Source organism: Microbacterium sp. H37-C3, from assembly GCF_027157935.1.
In the GTDB taxonomy this organism is placed as follows: Bacteria; Actinomycetota; Actinomycetes; order Actinomycetales; family Microbacteriaceae; genus Microbacterium; species Microbacterium plantarum.
Genome location: NZ_JAPVLR010000001.1, coordinates 760,543 through 777,442 on the forward strand (window position 1 = coordinate 760,543; position 16,900 = coordinate 777,442).

The 16,900-nt window shown below is 68.9% G+C and carries 16 protein-coding genes; 8 read left to right on the forward strand and 8 right to left on the reverse strand.

The window, feature by feature from the left end; all coding sequences use genetic code 11:
• Positions 1-188: 188 nt before the first annotated feature.
• Both O1W71_RS03825 and O1W71_RS03830 read left to right on the forward strand, forming a co-directional pair.
• On the forward strand, positions 189-1,157 hold the full coding sequence (locus O1W71_RS03825) for a COX15/CtaA family protein (protein WP_269266568.1): 969 nt from the start codon (positions 189-191) through the stop codon (positions 1,155-1,157).
• A gap of 79 nt (positions 1,158-1,236) precedes the next feature.
• Positions 1,237-1,698, forward strand: coding sequence for a dinucleotide-utilizing enzyme (locus O1W71_RS03830; protein ID WP_269266569.1), 462 nt, complete (start codon positions 1,237-1,239; stop codon positions 1,696-1,698).
• Between the two features lie 281 nt (positions 1,699-1,979).
• On the opposite strand, the gene O1W71_RS03835 is transcribed toward O1W71_RS03830, so the two are convergent.
• Positions 1,980-2,912, reverse strand: coding sequence for a heme o synthase (locus tag O1W71_RS03835; RefSeq protein WP_112615075.1), 933 nt, complete (start codon positions 2,910-2,912; stop codon positions 1,980-1,982).
• A gap of 222 nt (positions 2,913-3,134) precedes the next feature.
• Between O1W71_RS03835 and tkt the strand changes: the two genes are divergently transcribed.
• Genes tkt through pgl form a run of 6 tightly spaced genes read left to right on the forward strand, consistent with a single transcriptional unit; the run spans position 3,135 to position 11,206 of the window.
• Complete coding sequence (gene tkt, locus O1W71_RS03840) at positions 3,135-5,213, forward strand: transketolase (protein ID WP_269266570.1); 2,079 nt, start codon at positions 3,135-3,137, stop codon at positions 5,211-5,213.
• Positions 5,210-6,316, forward strand: coding sequence for a transaldolase (gene tal / locus O1W71_RS03845; RefSeq protein ID WP_269266571.1), 1,107 nt, complete (start codon positions 5,210-5,212; stop codon positions 6,314-6,316). Before tkt ends, tal begins: the two co-directional genes overlap by 4 nt.
• Positions 6,313-7,932: a glucose-6-phosphate isomerase gene (locus O1W71_RS03850; protein WP_269266785.1), complete on the forward strand. Its 1,620-nt coding sequence runs from the start codon at positions 6,313-6,315 to the stop codon at positions 7,930-7,932. Before tal ends, O1W71_RS03850 begins: the two co-directional genes overlap by 4 nt.
• 13 nt (positions 7,933-7,945) lie before the next feature.
• Entirely contained in the window at positions 7,946-9,493 is a 1,548-nt protein-coding gene (gene zwf / locus O1W71_RS03855; protein ID WP_269266572.1) for a glucose-6-phosphate dehydrogenase, read from the forward strand.
• Complete coding sequence (locus O1W71_RS03860) at positions 9,490-10,431, forward strand: glucose-6-phosphate dehydrogenase assembly protein OpcA (protein ID WP_112614032.1); 942 nt, start codon at positions 9,490-9,492, stop codon at positions 10,429-10,431. The genes zwf and O1W71_RS03860 overlap by 4 nt, the downstream gene beginning before the upstream one ends.
• A gap of 1 nt (position 10,432) precedes the next feature.
• Complete coding sequence (gene pgl / locus O1W71_RS03865; RefSeq protein WP_112614030.1) at positions 10,433-11,206, forward strand: 6-phosphogluconolactonase; 774 nt, start codon at positions 10,433-10,435, stop codon at positions 11,204-11,206.
• Between the two features lie 71 nt (positions 11,207-11,277).
• Here pgl and O1W71_RS03870 read toward each other — a convergent pair whose 3' ends face one another.
• From O1W71_RS03870 to whiA, 7 genes are all read right to left on the reverse strand, one after another.
• Positions 11,278-11,634, reverse strand: a complete 357-nt coding sequence (locus O1W71_RS03870) for an RNA polymerase-binding protein RbpA (RefSeq protein ID WP_112614028.1) — start codon at positions 11,632-11,634, stop codon at positions 11,278-11,280.
• Positions 11,634-11,882: a preprotein translocase subunit SecG gene (gene secG / locus O1W71_RS03875; protein WP_036304945.1), complete on the reverse strand. Its 249-nt coding sequence runs from the start codon at positions 11,880-11,882 to the stop codon at positions 11,634-11,636. Before secG ends, O1W71_RS03870 begins: the two co-directional genes overlap by 1 nt.
• 114 nt (positions 11,883-11,996) lie before the next feature.
• Entirely contained in the window at positions 11,997-12,785 is a 789-nt protein-coding gene (gene tpiA / locus O1W71_RS03880; RefSeq protein WP_269266573.1) for a triose-phosphate isomerase, read from the reverse strand.
• Positions 12,776-13,990, reverse strand: a complete 1,215-nt coding sequence (locus O1W71_RS03885) for a phosphoglycerate kinase (RefSeq protein ID WP_112614024.1) — start codon at positions 13,988-13,990, stop codon at positions 12,776-12,778. The genes tpiA and O1W71_RS03885 overlap by 10 nt, the downstream gene beginning before the upstream one ends.
• A 5-nt stretch (positions 13,991-13,995) precedes the next feature.
• Positions 13,996-15,000 (reverse strand): type I glyceraldehyde-3-phosphate dehydrogenase, encoded by a 1,005-nt coding sequence (gene gap / locus O1W71_RS03890; RefSeq protein ID WP_094261864.1) that lies wholly within the window; start codon positions 14,998-15,000, stop codon positions 13,996-13,998.
• A 137-nt stretch (positions 15,001-15,137) separates the two neighbouring features.
• Positions 15,138-15,758: a superoxide dismutase gene (locus O1W71_RS03895; protein ID WP_023951473.1), complete on the reverse strand. Its 621-nt coding sequence runs from the start codon at positions 15,756-15,758 to the stop codon at positions 15,138-15,140.
• 156 nt (positions 15,759-15,914) lie between these two features.
• Positions 15,915-16,892, reverse strand: a complete 978-nt coding sequence (gene whiA, locus O1W71_RS03900) for a DNA-binding protein WhiA (RefSeq protein ID WP_023951475.1) — start codon at positions 16,890-16,892, stop codon at positions 15,915-15,917.
• Between the last annotated feature and the right edge of the window lie 8 nt (positions 16,893-16,900).

Genomic DNA, 16,900 nt, shown 5'->3' on the forward strand with positions numbered 1-16,900 from the left:
ACGGGAGTCACGTGGACGGGGATGCCGATTCGCGGGCCTGATGGACGCGGATGCCGCGCCTAGACTATGAGGGACGACGTGCACACGCGCCGCCATCCCGAACACACCCGATTCTACAGGCAACGCCCCCATCCGCGGGCCTGCCCGGAACGTACGAGGCGCGAATCGAGCGCCCCCGGAGGAGTCCGATGTCACTGGTCCGAACCCGCCCCGGACTCGTCGCGACGATCATGCCGACCGCCATCACGCGATGGACGCGCATCATGGGATGGCTGCTCGTCATCACGAACATCGGCATCGTCGGCACCGGCGGCCTCGTCCGGCTCACCGGATCGGGCATGGGGTGCGAGACGTGGCCGTACTGCACGGAGGGATCGCTCACCCCGACGCCCGAGATGGGCATCCACGGTCTCATCGAGTTCGGCAACCGCACCCTCACCGGCGTGCTCGTCATCGTCGCCCTGCTCGCTTTCCTCTCCGTCATCCGCCTTCGCGCGACGCGACGCGAGTTGCCCGTCCTGAGCTTCCTGGTCGGCCTCGGGATCATCGTGCAGGCGGTCGTGGGCGGCATCACGGTCTGGCTTCACCTCCACCCGAGCATCGTCGGGCTCCACTACCTCATCTCGGCGGCGCTTGTCGCGCTGGCGACGGCGTTCCTCGTGCGCGTCTATGCGACGCCCGGCCCGCGCGCGCGGATCGTGCCGCGGGCGTACGCCATCACCACGCACGTGACGACGCTCGCGGTGACCGTGACGGTCGTCGTCGGCATCCTCCTCACCGGAGCGGGGCCCCACGCCGGTGACGACGCCGCCGCCCGCAACGGCCTCGACCCGATCTTCTGGCAGCACGTGCACAGCTGGCCCGCATACATCACCCTCGTGCTGACGCTCGTCCTCGTGCAGGGCGCCATCCGGCTCCCCCGCACGACCGGCTTGCAGCGCTGGACGGGCCTCTTGCTCGGCATCGAGCTGCTGCAGATCGCGGTCGGCCTGTGGCAGGCGCGCACGGGCCTGCCGATCGCGCTCGTGAACATCCACATGGTTCTCGCCGTGGCCCTCGTAGCCGCGATGGTCGCCGTCGTGATGTCGCTGAAGGCTCCGCTGTCGAGCGTGGCGCCCGCGACCGAACGAGAGGTCGCGCACACAGAAGCCTCATAGGCTTCGGAAGGGGCACGCAGAGGTCGATCCCCCAGAGTGTTCGAGGCCGCCGACAGCGGTCGCGACACGAAGGAGCACCATGAGCGTTCACCCCCGCATTGTCCGCAGCATCCCGTTCTGGATCCTCGTTGCCGGATCGGTTGCCGCGATCGGCGGTGGCACCTACATCCTGGTCGAGAAGCTCAGCAACATGGAAGCGACCATTCTCGACAACACCGCCACGGGTGTCGACGTCTACGTCGGCCAGATCTGGGGCGTGTTCGGCGGCATCCTCCTCGGCGCCGGCGTCGTCGGTCTGGCTCTGGCCCTCGCCACCGCGGCGCTGAGCTCGGTCTTCCCGCGGGAGCCGCGCCGCACCGCCGGAGAGCAGGATCGGCATGCAGCTGTGCCCGCCTCGGAGCATGTCATCTCGGAGCGCGCGGCCTCGGAGCCGGCGGTCTCGACCGAGACGACCGCGGTTTCGGCCGCAGACACGACGGCGCCCGACCCGGCCACGACCTCGACCCTGGAGTCGCCGTCCAACGACCCGCAGCAGCGCTGAGCCGCGCCGCCACACCCTCAGAACGGCCGTCCTCCGCGGCACTCGGGCTCCCCGGGTGAGGAGGGCGGCCGTTCTGCACGCGCCAGCACTGTCGGCTCGACTCCGAGCACGTTCACCTGGCAGCTCGCGCCCGCACCCATGTGCTGAGGGGGCGCCCCTGCCAAGTGAGCCCAGCGACCCCGGACCTGCAGATCCAGATGGCAGCTCGCGCCCCTACCCACGCGCCGAAGGGGCCCCACCTGTCAAGTGAGTCCAGTGAGCCCAGCCGCGCGGGCGCGGCCTCAGAAGGGCAGCAGCGGGTCGACCGCGATGGCCACGAAGACCAGCGTCAGGTAGGTGATCGAGGCGTGGAACACGCGCATGGGGCGAGCCTGCTCGCCGCGGACGGCGCGGTTGTACAGACGGTGCGACTCGTAGAGGAACCACCCGCCGAAGACGATCGCCGAGACGGTGTACACGAGCCCCATCGGCGCCACCGGGATGAGCAGCAGCGAGCACGCGACGGTCGCCCACGCGTAGAGGATGACCTGAAGGCCGACCTGCGATCCGTTGCGGGTTGCGCCCAGCATGGGCACGTCGACCTCGTCGTAGTCGTTCTTGTACTTCATCGACAGCGGCCAGTAGTGCGGCGGCGTCCAGAGGAAGACGAGAACGAACAGGATGAGCGCCGCCCACGAGAGCGAGCCGGTCACGGCCGACCATCCGATCACGACCGGGAAACAGCCCGCGATGCCGCCCCAGACGATGTTCTGCTCCGTGCGGCGCTTCAGGATCATCGTGTAGATCACGACGTAGAAGAAGATGGCGAAGACGCTGAGGGATGCCGCGACCCAGTTCGTCGTCACGGCGAGCCACACCGTGGATGCCACCGCGAGCGTCCACGCGAAGATCAACGCGCCGCGGGCCGAGACCTCGCCCGTCACGATGGGTCGGTTCTCGGTGCGCTTCATGTGCGCGTCGATGTCGCGATCGAGGTACATGTTGAACGCGGCGGCGGACCCGGCGCTCATCGCGCCTCCCACGACCGTCGCGAGCACGAGCCAGAGATTCGGAAGACCGCCGGCCGCGAGGATCATCACCGGCACCGTCGTCACCAGCAGCAGCTCGAGCACGCGGGGCTTCGTGAGCGCGACATACGCGCGGACGGTCGCACCGAACGACGTGCCACGAGAGGTGTCGACGGAGGCCGAACCGGCAGTCGTCGTGATGTCCATCGCTCCCCGCATCTCACCGCTGTGAACCTGTCCAGTCTAGGGCATCCGCCGAGGAGGGCCTCCGCGGGGCCGCCCTACCACGACTGTCACATGACGACGTGCGCGCCCCGGCCGTCTGGCGTCCTCGCTATGCTGAGGTCATACGCGCGCCGGCGCCGAACCCCTCCCTTCCTGACTGCGGAGCGGCATGCGCAGGCGCTGCCTCTCGAGAAAGGCGACCGAGTGTCGGAACTTCGTTGGGACGAGATCGATCGGCGCGCGGTGGACACCGCCCGCGTCCTGGCCGCGGATGCGGTGGAGAAGGTGGGCAACGGCCACCCGGGTACGGCCATGAGCCTCGCCCCCGCCGCCTACCTCCTGTATCAGCGCGTGCTGCGGCACGACCCCACGGACACCGACTGGCTCGGGCGCGACCGCTTCATCCTGTCGGCGGGTCACTCCTCCCTCACGCAGTACGTGCAGCTCTACCTCGGCGGCTTCGGTCTCGAGCTCGATGATCTGAAGGCGTTGCGCACCTGGGGCTCGCTGACCCCGGGACACCCCGAGTACGGCCACACCAAGGGCGTCGAGATCACGACCGGCCCGCTCGGCCAGGGCCTCGCCACCTCCGTCGGCTTCGCCTACGCGGCTCGCTACGAGCGCGGTCTGTTCGACCCCGAGGCGCCGGCCGGCACCTCGCCGTTCGACCACTTCATTTACGTCATCGCGAGCGACGGCGACATCCAGGAGGGCATCACGGCCGAGGCCGGATCGCTCGCCGGACACCAGCAGCTCGGCAACCTGATCGCGATCTACGACGCGAACCAGATCTCGATCGAGGACGACACGAACGTCGCCTTCACCGAGAATGTCGCAGCGCGCTACGAGGCCTACGGCTGGCACGTGCAGACGGTCGACTGGAAGAGCACGGGCGAATACGTCGAAGACGTGGCCGCCCTCTACTCCGCGATCGAGGCGGCGAAGGGCGAGACCGACAAGCCCTCCCTCATCGTCCTCAAGACGATCATCGGCTGGCCGGCTCCCGGGAAGCAGAACACCGGCAAGATCCACGGCTCCGCGCTCGGCGCCGACGAGCTCGCCGCCACGAAGAAGGTGCTCGGGTTCGACCCCGAGAAGAGCTTCGAGGTCGCCGACGACGTCATCAGCCACACCCGTTCCCTCGCCGAGCGCGCCGCAGCCGAGCGCGCCGAATGGCAGAAGTCGTTCGACGCCTGGGCCGAGGCCAACCCCGAGCGCAAGGCGCTGCTCGATCGCCTCGAGTCCGGCGAGCTGCCGGCCGACGTGTCGGTCCCCGCGTTCGAGGCGGGCAAGGCCGTGTCGACCCGCGCCGCGAGCGGTCAGGTCATCAACGCGCTCGCCGACCAGCTCCCCGAGCTCTGGGGCGGATCCGCCGACCTCGCCGAGTCGAACCTGACGACGATCAAGTCGGGCAAGAGCTTCATCCCCACCGAGTGGTCCACGCACGAGTGGTCGGGCGACCCGTACGGCCGCGTCCTGCACTTCGGCATCCGCGAGCACGCGATGGGCGCGATCGTCAACGGCATCGTCCTGCACGGCAAGACGCGCGCCTTCGGCGGCACCTTCCTCATCTTCAGCGACTACATGCGCCCCGCGGTGCGCCTGGCCGCCCTGATGAACATCCCGTCGATCTACGTGTGGACGCACGACTCCATCGCCCTCGGCGAGGACGGCCCGACGCACCAGCCGATCGAGCAGATCTCGTCGCTGCGACTCATCCCCAACTTCACGGTCGTCCGTCCGGCCGACGCCAACGAGACGGCGGCCGCGTGGCACGAGCTGCTGCGCCGCCAGGCCGGCCCCGCGGGCATCGCCCTGACGCGACAGAACATCCCGGTGTTCCCACGCGGTGAGGACGGCTTCGCAACCACGGACGGCGTGGCGAAGGGCGCGTACGTGCTCATCGATGCCGAGGGCGGCCAGCCGGACGTCATCATCATCGCCACCGGTTCCGAGGTGCAGCTGGCTGTCGAAGCGCGCGAGGCTCTCGCCGCCGACGGCATCCAGGCCCGCGTCGTCTCGGCCCCCGCGCTCGAATGGTTCGCTGAGCAGGACGAGGCGTACCGCGAGTCGGTGCTGCCCGCAGCCGTCCGTGCGCGCGTCTCCGTCGAGGCCGGTGCCACCCCGCTGTGGCGCTCCATCGTCGGCGACACCGGACGCTCGGTCGGCATCGACCACTTCGGCGCTTCGGCCGACTACCAGACCCTGTTCGAGAAGTTCGGAATCACCACCGAGGCCGTCGTCGCGGCCGCCCGCGCAACCGTTGAGGAGAACAACGCATGAGCACGCCCACCCAGGACCTCTCCGACGCCGGCGTCAGCATCTGGCTCGACGACCTGTCGCGTCAGCGCATCACCACCGGCAACCTGCAGGAGCTCATCGACACCCGCAACGTCGTCGGCGTGACGACGAACCCCTCGATCTTCCAGGCCGCCATCAGCGCGGGCGTCGGATACGAGGAGGCCATCGAGGCGCAGGCCAAGGCCGGAGCCTCCACCGACGACACGATCTTCGAGCTGACGACGACGGACGTGCGCAACGCGTCCGACATCTTCCGCCCGATCTTCGACAAGACGGGCGGCGTCGACGGTCGCGTGTCGATCGAGGTCTCCCCCGACCTCGCGCACGACACCGACGCCACCATCGCCGAGGCCAACAAGCTCGCCGCCGCGGTCGACCGCCCGAACGTCCTGATCAAGATCCCCGCGACCAAGGCCGGCCTGCCCGCGATCACCGAGGTCATCGCCGCCGGCATCAGCGTCAACGTCACGCTGATCTTCTCGCTCGAGCGCTACAGCGAGGTCATCGACGCCTACCTCGCCGGCCTGGAACGCGCCCGCGAGGCGGGCGTCGACCTCGGTGGCATCCACTCGGTCGCGTCGTTCTTCGTCTCGCGTGTGGACACCGAGGTCGACAAGCGCCTCACGGCGATCGGATCGGATGCCGCGAACGAGCTGAAGTCGCTCGCCGGTGTCGCCAACGCGCGCCTGGCTTACGAGCTCTTCGAGAAGAAGTTCGCCGAGCAGCGCGCCCAGGACCTCGTTACCGCCGGCGCGAACCTGCAGCGTCCGCTGTGGGCCTCGACCGGTGTCAAGGACCCCGCGCTGCCGGACACCCTCTACGTCACCGAGCTCGTCGCCCCCGGCACCGTCAACACGATGCCCGAGAAGACCCTCGAGGCGACGTTCGACCACGGTGTGATCTCCGGCGACACCGTCACCGGCGCCTACGAGGCCGCGCACAAGGTCTTCGCCGACCTCGCCGAGGTAGGCATCGACCTCGAAGACGTCACCCAGTTGCTGGAGGACGAGGGCGTCGACAAGTTCATCGCGTCGTGGCACGACCTGCAGGGCACGGTGACGGCGGCTCTGGAGAGCGCCCGTTGAGCTTCGAGATCCACGTCTCGGGGCACGTCTCCGACGTCGTCGAGAAGACCGTGCCCCGACTCGTGACCGATCTGGTGGCGAGCGGCATCACCGCCGGTGACGCCGACCTGTGGGGTCCTGTTGCCGCCGCCGAGGCGTCCCGCCGACTCGGCTGGGTGCAGGCCGTCACCGTGTCGCGTCCGCTCGTCGCCGAGATCGAGGCGCTGCGCTCCGAGCTCCTCGGCCGGGGTATCACGCGCGTCGTGCTGGCCGGGATGGGTGGCTCGTCGCTCGCTCCCGAGGTCATCGCCCGCACGCACGGTGTGCCGCTGACGATCCTCGACTCCACCGCCCCCGGGCAGGTCCTGGCGGCCATCGACGGCGACCCGGAGACAGGCGGTCTCGCCGAGACCGTCCTCGTCGTCTCGTCGAAGTCGGGTTCGACGGTCGAGACCGATTCGGCGCGTCGCGCCTTCGCTGCTGCGTGGAGCGATCTCGGTATGGATCCGGCCGATCGCATCGTCGTCGTCACCGACCCGGGCTCTCCGCTCGAGCGCGAGGCGCGCGAAGCGGGACACCGGGTGTTCACCGCCGACCCGACGGTCGGAGGGCGCTATTCGGCGCTCACGGCCTTCGGCCTCGTGCCGGCGGGATTGGCGGGGGCCGACATCGGGCAGCTGCTCGACGAAGCCGACGCCACCCTGCTCGAAGTGGCCGTGGACGACCCGCGCAACCCCGCTCTCGTGCTCGCCGCGGCGATCGCGGGCGGCGAACCGCGCCGCGACAAGCTGGCCCTCATCAGCGACGGGACCCACATCGTGGGACTCCCCGATTGGATCGAGCAGCTGGTCGCCGAATCGACCGGGAAGGCCGGCACCGGCATCCTGCCCGTCGTCGCCACCCCGCTCTCCCCCGAGCTCGACCTCCTTCCTGATGACCTGCAGGTCGTGCGACTCGTCGGCGACGCGGTCCACTTCCAGATCCTCGAGCAGCACCCCGGCGAGGTGCTCGTCAGCGGTTCCCTGGGCGCCCAGTTCCTGGTGTGGGAGTACGCCACAGCGATTGCGGGTCGCCTGCTCGGGATCAACCCCTTCGACCAGCCCGACGTCGAGGCGGCGAAGACCGCCGCGCGTGGCCTGCTCGATGCGCAGCCCGCGTCGACCGCGCCGCTGTTCGTCGAGGACGGCGTCGAAGTGCGGGTGTCCGATCCCGCCCTCGCGGCGGATCGCACGCTCGCGGGGGTCCTCGCGAATCTGTGGCGGGTCGTCCCGGCCGACGGATACGTCGCCGTCCAGGCCTATGTCGATCGCACCGCCGTGCCGCAGCTGGCTGGCGTGCGCGAACTGATCGCCGCCGACTCCGGCCGCCCCACCACGTTCGGGTGGGGACCGCGGTTCCTGCACTCGACCGGTCAGTACCACAAGGGCGGCCCCGCGAACGGCGTGTTCGTCCAGATCACCGAGCGCACGGACGTCGACCTCGAGATTCCGGGTCGTCCCTTCACGTTCGGCCGTCTGATCGAAGCGCAGGCCTCCGGCGACGCCGCGGTCCTCGCCGAGCGCGGCCGCCCCGTCGTGACGCTCACCCTGACGGACCCCGCGACCGAGGTCCTCACCCTTTTCGAAGCCGCCCAGTAGGAAGACCCCTCCCATGACCGTGGAGATCTCGCGCGCCCACAACCCCCTGCGCGATCCCGACGACCGCCGCTTGAACCGCATCGCAGGGCCCAGCGCTCTCGTGATCTTCGGCGTCACCGGCGACCTGTCGCGCAAGAAGCTCATGCCCGCCGTCTACGACCTCGCCAACCGCGGGTTGCTGCCCCCCGGGTTCGCCCTGGTCGGCTTCGCCCGACGCGATTGGGAGGACCAGGACTTCGCGGAGGTCGTGCACTCGGCGGTGAAACAGTACGCGCGCACGCCGTTCCGCGAGGAGACCTGGAAGCAGCTCCTCCAGGGCATCCGCTTCGTCTCCGGCGAGTTCGGCGACGCCGATGCTTTCCGTCGGCTCCGCGAGACGGTCGAGAAGCTCGATGTCGATCGCGGGACGATGGGGAATCACGCGTTCTACCTGTCGATCCCGCCGAAGGACTTCCCGATCGTCGCGAAGCAGCTCAAGGACTCCGGCCTGGTCGACGAGCACGCGGATGCCGACACCTGGCGCCGCGTGGTCATCGAGAAGCCGTTCGGCAGCGATCTGAAGACGGCCCGCGAACTCAACGAGGCGCTCGAGGTGGCCTTCCCGGCCGACTCGATCTTCCGGATCGACCACTACCTCGGCAAGGAGACGGTGCAGAACATCCTCGCACTGCGCTTCGCGAACGAGCTGTTCGAGCCGATCTGGAATGCGAACTACGTCGACCACGTGCAGATCACGATGGCCGAAGACATCGGCGTCGGCGGGCGTGCGGGATACTACGACGGCATCGGCGCGGCCCGCGACGTCATCCAGAACCACCTTCTCCAGCTCCTCGCCCTCACCGCGATGGAGGAGCCCATCTCGATGGAGGCGGGCCACCTGCGGGCCGAGAAGGAGAAGGTGCTCGCCGCTGTCCAGCTGCCGGCCGATCTCTCGACCGCTACCGCCCGCGGACAGTACGCCGGCGGGTGGCAGGGCGGCGAAGAGGTCACCGGCTTCCTCGACGAGGACGGGATGAATCCCGAGTCGACGACCGAGACCTACGCCGCCATCAAGGTCGACATCGCCACGCGCCGCTGGGCAGGTGTGCCGTTCTACCTCCGGACGGGCAAGCGTCTGGGCCGCCGCGTGACCGAGATCGCGGTCGTGTTCAAGCGGGCCCCGCAGCATCTGTTCCTGCGCAATCAGACGACGGAGCTCGGCCAGAACGCCCTGGTGATTCGCGTCCAACCCGACGAGGGCGTCACGATCCGATTCGGCTCCAAGGTGCCGGGGGCCGCCACCGAGGTCCGCGACGTCACGATGGACTTCGGCTACGGCCACGCCTTCACCGAATCCAGCCCCGAGGCATACGAGCGGCTCATCCTCGATGTCCTCCTGGGCGATCCGCCGCTCTTCCCGCGGCACGAAGAGGTCGAGCTCTCGTGGCGCATCCTCGACCCCGTCGAGGAGTTCTGGGCGAAGCAGGGCGGTCCGCTCGAGCAGTACGCGCCCGGCTCCTGGGGCCCCACTTCCGCAGATGAACTGCTGGCCCGCGACGGCCGCGTCTGGAGGCGTCCATGATCGTCGATCTGCCCGACACGACCGTGTCGAAGATCGCCCGCGAACTCGTCAACGTGCGCGAGGAGGGCGGTGCCGTCGCCCTCGGACGCGTCCTGACACTCGTCATCGCGACGTCGCACGGGCTCGAAGAAGACGCGATCGAGGCGGCCAATGACGCCTCGCGCGAGCACCCGATGCGCGTGATCGTGCTGATCACCGATGCGAAGGGCGAATCGAAGCTCGACGCGCAGATCCGGGTCGGCGGCGACGCCGGTGCAAGCGAGGTCGTGGTCCTGCGCGCCAGCGGTGGCGCAGCGAGCAACGACGAGGCTCTCATCACCGGCCTCCTGCTGCCCGACGCTCCTGTTGTGGCCTGGTGGCCCGACCACCCGCCCGCAGACCCGTCGCAGTCGCCCATCGGCCGCATCGCGCAGCGGCGGATCACCGACGCCGCCACGCTGCCCTACGACAGTGGACGGCTCGCCGCGCTGGGCGACGGCTACGCGCCCGGAGACACCGATCTGGCGTGGACACGCCTGACGCACTGGCGCGAGCAGCTCGCGGCCGTCCTCGACCAGCCTCCCTACGAGCCGGTGACCGAGGTCGAGGTCGTCGGCAGCGGCAGCTCGCCGTCGACAGGACTGCTCGCCGCCTGGCTGTGCTTGATGCTCGATGTACCGGTGAACTGGCAGTACGCGCCCCGCGACGAGTGGGAGCACGGCATCCGCAGTGTCCGCCTCAAGCGGCCGAGCGGTGACGTCCTGCTCGAGCGCACGACGACCGTCGACGCGACGCTGACCCAGCCGGGCCAGCCGTCGCACGATCTCGTCCTCCCCCGTCGGACGCTCCGCGAATGCCTCGCGGAAGAGCTCCGACGCCTCGGGCCCGACGTCCTGTACGGCCGGGTCATCACGGACGGCTGGGCGCGGCTCCACCGCTCGCCTGCCGGAGACGCCTGAGATGCCGACCGCTGAGAAGCGCGTCGTCATCAGCCCCGACGTCGACACCCTCACCGGCTCGATCGCGGCACGTTTCCTCGATCGCGTGGCGAAGTGGGGAACGGACGGGAGAACCGTCAACGTCGGTCTCGCGGGCGGCGGCATCATGACGGATGTGCTCGAGCGGCTCGGGTCCCACCCCGAGCGCGACACTGTCGACTGGTCGCGCGTGCACTTCTGGTGGGTCGACGAGCGCTTCGTCGCCCGCGACAGCGAGGATCGGAACGAGGCGGTCGCACGTCGCGCCTTCCTCGACGCGATCGAGCTGCCGACATCGAACGTGCATCCCATCGCTGCGTCAGACGAGGCGCCGGATGCCGAAGCCGCCGCCAGCGCGTACGCCGCCGAGCTCGCTACGGCGGGCATCGACGGCGCGGCCTGGCCCGTCTTCGACATCTGCTTCCTGGGCGTCGGCCCCGACGGCCACATCGCCTCGTTGTTCCCGGACCGCGGCGAGATCCGCATCACCGACAGCGCGGTCTCAGCCGTCCACGACTCCCCGAAGCCCCCGGCCGAGCGCGTGACGCTCACTCGGCCGGTGATCAACGCGTCGAAGCGGGTATGGATGGTGCTCGCCGGTCCGGACAAGTCAGCCGCGCTCGGGCTCGCGCTTGCGGGTGCCAGCTACCACAGCGTGCCGGCAGCCGGTGCGAAGGGCACCCGTCGCACCATTCTGTTCACGGATGAAGCGACCGCCGCGCAGGTTCCGCCAGAGCTCATCGACGACGAGTACTGACTCGCGCGCACATACGAAGAGAGCGGATGCCGTGGCATCCGCTCTCTTCGTATGTTGCGACGTGTGCCGCGTCAGTTCAGTCCGCGGCGTTCGCGAAGCTGCTGCAGCGCTTCGTCGAGCAGCTGCTCGGCCTCTTCGTCGGAGCGGCGCTCCTTCACGTAGGCGAGGTGCGTCTTGTACGGCTCGGTCTTGGCGACGGCAGGCGGATTCGCCTTGTCGCGACCGGCCGGCAGCCCCGAGTGGGGCGAGTCGATGGTCTCGGGAATCTCTTCGTCCGCGATGCCGGCGGCGAAGTAGCGCACGGTCTCGTTGCCGAGAGCGTCCCAGTACGAGATCGCCACGCGATCAGCGTGGTGTCCGTGGTCCTGCTCGCCCATGGGGCCCGCACCGACGCGGGTGCCGCGAATGGCGTTTCCTCCGGTGGCCATCAGAGCACCGTGAACTTCGTGATGAGGCCGAGGGCGACGATGGAGAGGAACCACGCCAGCGCGAGCACGATCGTGAAGCGGTTGAGGTTGCGCTCCGCGAGGCCCGACGAGCCCATGGCGGAACTCATCCCGCCGCCGAACATGTCGGACAGGCCGCCGCCGCGCCCCTTGTGGAGCAGGATCAGCAACGTCAGGAGCAGGCTGGTGATGCCCAGAAGCACCTGCAGCACGAACTCGAGGATCTGCACGGTGGTCGTCACCTTTCCGGCGATCGTTCCGATCGCACGAGGGTCAAGTATATCCAGCAGCCGCACGGATACGCGTACGGCCCGGCGACCGGTGGGTCGCCGGGCCGTACGACGTCACACGCCGACGTGCTTCTGGTAGCGGATGATCGCGGCGAACTCGTCTGCGATGAGGCTCGCGCCTCCGACGAGAGCGCCGTCGACATCGGGCTCGCGCATGAAACCGGCGATGTTGGCCGACTTCACCGATCCCCCGTAGAGGATGCGGGTGCGCGCAGCCGCATCGGCGCCGAGCACGGAGCCGACGACCTCACGGAGCTTCGCGCACACGTCCTGCGCCTGCTGCGGGGTCGCAGCCTGGCCCGACCCGATGGCCCACACCGGCTCGTAAGCCACGACGATGTCGGCATCCGCCGCCACGCCCGCGAGGGCCGCCTCGAGCTGCGCCACCGGAACAGCCGACGCGCCGTGCTTTTCCAGGTCTTCCGCCGTCTCACCGACGCAGATGACCGGCGACAGACCGTGACGGAGGGCCGCCTGGACCTTGGCCGCGACGACCTCATCGGTCTCGGCGTGGTACTCACGACGCTCCGAGTGCCCGATGATCACGTACCGGCAGTCGAGCTGCTTGAGGAACGCTCCCGAGATCTCGCCGGTGTACGCGCCGGAGTCCTTCGTGGAAAGATCCTGGGCGCCGAGCGCGAACGCGATCTTGTCGGCGTCGAGCAGCGTCTGCACCGTACGTAGATCGGTGAACGGCGGGAAGACGGCCACCTCGACCGAGTCGTCCTCGTGCTTGGCATCCTTCAGCGTCCAGTGCAGCTTCTGCACGAATGCGACCGCCTGCAGGTGGTCGAGGTTCATCTTCCAGTTGCCCGCGATGAGCGGCATACGGTTCATGCCCATCCGAGCACCTCCAGACCGGGCAGCTTCTTGCCCTCCAGGAATTCCAGCGACGCACCGCCGCCGGTCGAGATGTGACCGAACGACGAGTCGGCGAACCCGAGCTGCCGCACCGCGGCCGCCGAATCTCCGCCGCCGACGACGGACAGCCCGTCGACCTCGGTGAGCGCCTGAGCCACGGCTCGCGTGCCTGCCGCGAACGCGGGCATCTCGAACACGCCCATCGGGCCGTTCCAGAACACGGTGCGCGAGCTGCGGATCGCGTCGGCGAACAGCTCTGCGCTCTTCGGGCCGATGTCGAGGCCCATGCCGTCGGCACCGAACGGGGTGTCCTCCAGAGCATCGGCCGCCGCGACCACGTGATCGGCGTCCGCCGCGAAGCCGGAAGCCATGACCGCGTCGACAGGGAGCACGAGTTCGACGCCGCGCTCCTTCGCCGTGGCGATGTAGCCCTTCACCGTCTCGAGCTGGTCGCTCTCGAGCAGGCTCTTGCCGACCTTGTGTCCGAGCGCGGCGAGGAAGGTGAACAGCATCCCCCCGCCGACCAGGATCTTGTCGGCACGCGGAAGCAGGTGCTCGATGACACCCAGCTTGTCGCTCACCTTCGACCCGCCGAGCACCACGGCGTACGGACGCTCGGGGTTCTCGGTGAGGCGGTCGAGGACGTCGACCTCCTTCTCGATGAGGAAGCCGGCGGCCGACGGGAGGATCTCCGCGAGGTCGTAGACCGAGGCCTGCTTGCGGTGCACGACACCGAAGCCGTCGGACACGAGCACATCGCCGAGCGCGGCGAGCTGCTCCGCGAACGCGCGACGCTCGGTCTCGTCCTTCGCCGTCTCGCCCGCGTTGAAGCGGAGGTTTTCGATCACTGCGACGTCACCGTCGCCGAGCGACGAGACGACCTGCTGCGCCGACTCGCCCACCGTGTCGCCAGCGAAGGCGACGGGCTTGCCGAGCAGCTCCGACAGACGCTGTGCGACGGGTTCGAGCGAGTACTTGGGGTCGGGGGAACCGTCGGGACGTCCCAGGTGCGAGCACGCGATGACGCGGGCTCCCTGGCCGATGAGGTGGTCGATGGTGGGCAGTGCCGCACGCACACGGCCATCGTCCGTGATGACTCCGTCCTTCAGGGGGACGTTGAAATCAACACGGACGATGACGCGCTTTCCTGCGAGCGGGCCCAGCGAATCGAGGGTTCGCAGAGCCATGGTCGTCAGAGCTTGCTGGCGACGAGCTCGGTGAGGTCGACGAGGCGGTTGGAGTAACCCCACTCGTTGTCGTACCAGCCGACGACCTTGACCTGGTTGCCGATGACGCGGGTCAGGCCGGCGTCGAAGATGCAGGAGTGGTCGTCGGTGACGATGTCGCTCGAGACGATCTCGTCCTCGGTGTACTTCAGGATGCCCTTGAGCGGACCCTCGGCAGCAGCCTTGTACGCAGCCTTGATCTCCTCGACCGTGACCTCGCGCTCGAGCTCGACCGTGAGGTCGGTCGCAGAACCGGTGGGAACGGGCACGCGAAGAGCGAAGCCGTCGAGCTTGCCCTTCAGCTCGGGGAGGACGAGGCCGATGGCCTTGGCCGCGCCCGTCGAGGTGGGGACGATGTTGAGGGCGGCGGCGCGGGCACGGCGGAGGTCGCTGTGCGGGCCGTCCTGCAGGTTCTGGTCGGCCGTGTAGGCGTGGACCGTCGTCATGAGGCCCTTGACGATGCCGAACTCGTCGTTCAGGACCTTCGCCAGCGGCGCGAGGCAGTTCGTGGTGCACGACGCGTTCGAGATGACGTTGTGGTTCTCGGGGTCGTACAGGTCCTCGTTCGCGCCGATGACGAACGTGCCGTCCTCGCCCTTCGCGGGAGCCGAGATGAGAACCTTCTTAGCGCCGCCCGCGATGTGCTTCTTGGCGTCCTCGGCGTTGGTGAAACGACCGGTCGACTCGATGACGATGTCGACGCCCAGCTCGCCCCAGGGGAGGTTGGCGGGGTCGCGCTCTTCGAAGACCTTGATGGTCTTGCCGCCGACCGTGATCGAGTCCTCCGAGTACGTGACCTCGGCGTCCAGGCGACCCAGGATCGAGTCGTACTTGAGCAGGTGGGCGAGAGTCTTGTTGTCGGTGAGGTCGTTCACCGCCACGATCTCGAGGTCCGCGCCCTGAGCGAGGGCGGCGCGGAGGTAGTTGCGTCCGATGCGGCCGAAGCCGTTGATGCCGATCTTGACAGACACGATGTCTCCCGTTTCTTGTCGCGCCGGAAAAGCCCGTGCTGGCTGACCGAAACGCGATCTGATGAAAAAGAAGAGGATGCCGGGTTCGGCTCCCGTTGCCGGGAGGAGCCCGGCATCCTCACCTGTTTATGACCCTACTACGCGAGCAGGCCGGCCGTCTTCTCCCGAGCCGTCACAAAGCGCTCGGCGACGTTCTGCCAGTTCGCGATGTTCCACGCCGCCTTGACGTAGTCCGCCTTGACGTTGAGGTAGTCGAGGTAGAAGGCGTGCTCCCACATGTCGAGCTGGAAGATGGGGATGGTTCCCTGGGCGGTGTTCGACTGCTGGTCGAACAGCTGCTGGATGATCAGCTGCGCGCCGATCGGGTCCCAGCTGAGCACGGCCCAGCCGGAGCCCTGGATGCCGGTGGCGGCAGCCGTGAAGTGCGCCTGGAACTTGTCGAATCCGCCGAAGAACTCGTCGATCGCCGCGCGGAGCTCGCCCTCGGGCTCGCCGCCGCCCTCGGGCGAGAGGTTCGTCCAGAAGATGGAGTGGTTGACGTGCCCGCCGAGGTTGAACGCGAGGTCCTTCTCGAGCTTGTTGACGTTCGCGAGGTTGCCGGTCTCACGGGCCTCCGCGAGCTGCTCGAGAGCGGTGTTGGCGCCGTTCACGTACGTCTGGTGGTGCTTGGAGTGATGAAGCTCCATGATCTTGCCGCTGATGTGCGGCTCGAGTGCCGCGTAATCGTATGGGAGCTCGGGAAGGGTGTACTTCGTCATTCTCTATCTCCTGTCAGCACCGCGCAGCGCGCGGCTCGTGCTGTCGAAGGCGCGCGACCGCACGCCTCGTGGACGTTTCTCATCCTATTGAGGGGCAACGCGTCGCACACCCCGTTGCTTCCCGCTCGGAACGCGGTGTAACGCGGGTGGGGTCGCTCAGTCGGAGAGTCCCGCGGGGACCGCCGACTCGGTGTCGGGCAGTCCTTCAGCAGCGGCCTTCTTGTCGGCCATCGCGAGAAGGCGGCGGATGCGGCCCGCGACAGCGTCCTTCGTCAGCGGCGGGTCGGCGTGATGACCGAGCTCATCGAGGCTCGCGTCGCGGTGTGCGAGACGGAGATCGCCGGCCTGCTTGAGGTGGTCGGGCACCTCGTCCCCCAGGATCTCGAGGGCTCGCTCGACGCGCGCGCAGGCCGCGACGGCTGCCTGCGCCGAACGACGCAGGTTCGCGTCGTCGAAGTTCACGAGGCGGTTCACGCCTGCGCGCACCTCGCGCCGCTGCCGCATCTGATCCCACGTGTCGGCCGTGCGGGTGGCGCCCATCTCGGCGAGGGTCTGCCGAATCGCCTCGCCGTCGCGGACCACGACGCGCGGGATCCCGCGGACCTCGCGCGCCTTGGCCGCGATGCCCAGACGGTGAGCAGCGCCGACGAGGGCCATGGCGGCCTCGGGAGAGGGGCAGGAGATCTCGAGAGCGGCCGAACGTCCCGGGTCGGACAGCGAACCCGCAGCGAGGAAAGCACCGCGCCACAGGGCGGCCAGGTCGGGACGCGATCCGGTCGTGAGCCTGTTGGGAAGGCCGCGCACCGGGCGGCGCCGCTGGTCGAGAAGGCCGGTCTGACGTGCGAGGGTCTCGCCTCCCTCGCGAACGCGGACGGCGAACGTCGCGCCGTCGCGGCCGCCGGACGCCTGGATGCGGGCGAGCTCGGGCCGCACGCCGTAGATCTCGACGAGTTCGCGCGCCACGCGGCGGGCGAGAATCTCCGAGTCGACCTCGGCCTCGACGGCCACTCGGCCCGCGATCGAGTGCAGACCGCCCGCGAAGCGCAGGATCGCGGTCACCTCGGCCACACGGGCGGCGGGTCGAGGGTCGCGCATCGCAGCCAACTCGGTCTTGACGTCAGCGGTCAGCGGCACGGCGCTCC

Excerpts from the sequence above, each read along its gene's own strand:
- O1W71_RS03885 (WP_112614024.1), bottom strand. The coding sequence starts at position 13,990 with ATGGCTCTGCGAACCCTCGATTCGCTGGGCCCGCTCGCAGGAAAGCGC.
- O1W71_RS03830 (WP_269266569.1), top strand. The coding sequence starts at position 1,237 with ATGAGCGTTCACCCCCGCATTGTCCGCAGCATCCCGTTCTGGATCCTC.
- tpiA (WP_269266573.1), bottom strand. The coding sequence starts at position 12,785 with ATGGGCATGAACCGTATGCCGCTCATCGCGGGCAACTGGAAGATGAAC.
- O1W71_RS03870 (WP_112614028.1), bottom strand. The coding sequence starts at position 11,634 with ATGGCCACCGGAGGAAACGCCATTCGCGGCACCCGCGTCGGTGCGGGC.
- zwf (WP_269266572.1), top strand. The coding sequence starts at position 7,946 with ATGACCGTGGAGATCTCGCGCGCCCACAACCCCCTGCGCGATCCCGAC.
- pgl (WP_112614030.1), top strand. The coding sequence starts at position 10,433 with ATGCCGACCGCTGAGAAGCGCGTCGTCATCAGCCCCGACGTCGACACC.
- O1W71_RS03825 (WP_269266568.1), top strand. The coding sequence starts at position 189 with ATGTCACTGGTCCGAACCCGCCCCGGACTCGTCGCGACGATCATGCCG.
- tal (WP_269266571.1), top strand. The coding sequence starts at position 5,210 with ATGAGCACGCCCACCCAGGACCTCTCCGACGCCGGCGTCAGCATCTGG.
- O1W71_RS03835 (WP_112615075.1), bottom strand. The coding sequence starts at position 2,912 with ATGGACATCACGACGACTGCCGGTTCGGCCTCCGTCGACACCTCTCGT.
- O1W71_RS03895 (WP_023951473.1), bottom strand. The coding sequence starts at position 15,758 with ATGACGAAGTACACCCTTCCCGAGCTCCCATACGATTACGCGGCACTC.
- O1W71_RS03860 (WP_112614032.1), top strand. The coding sequence starts at position 9,490 with ATGATCGTCGATCTGCCCGACACGACCGTGTCGAAGATCGCCCGCGAA.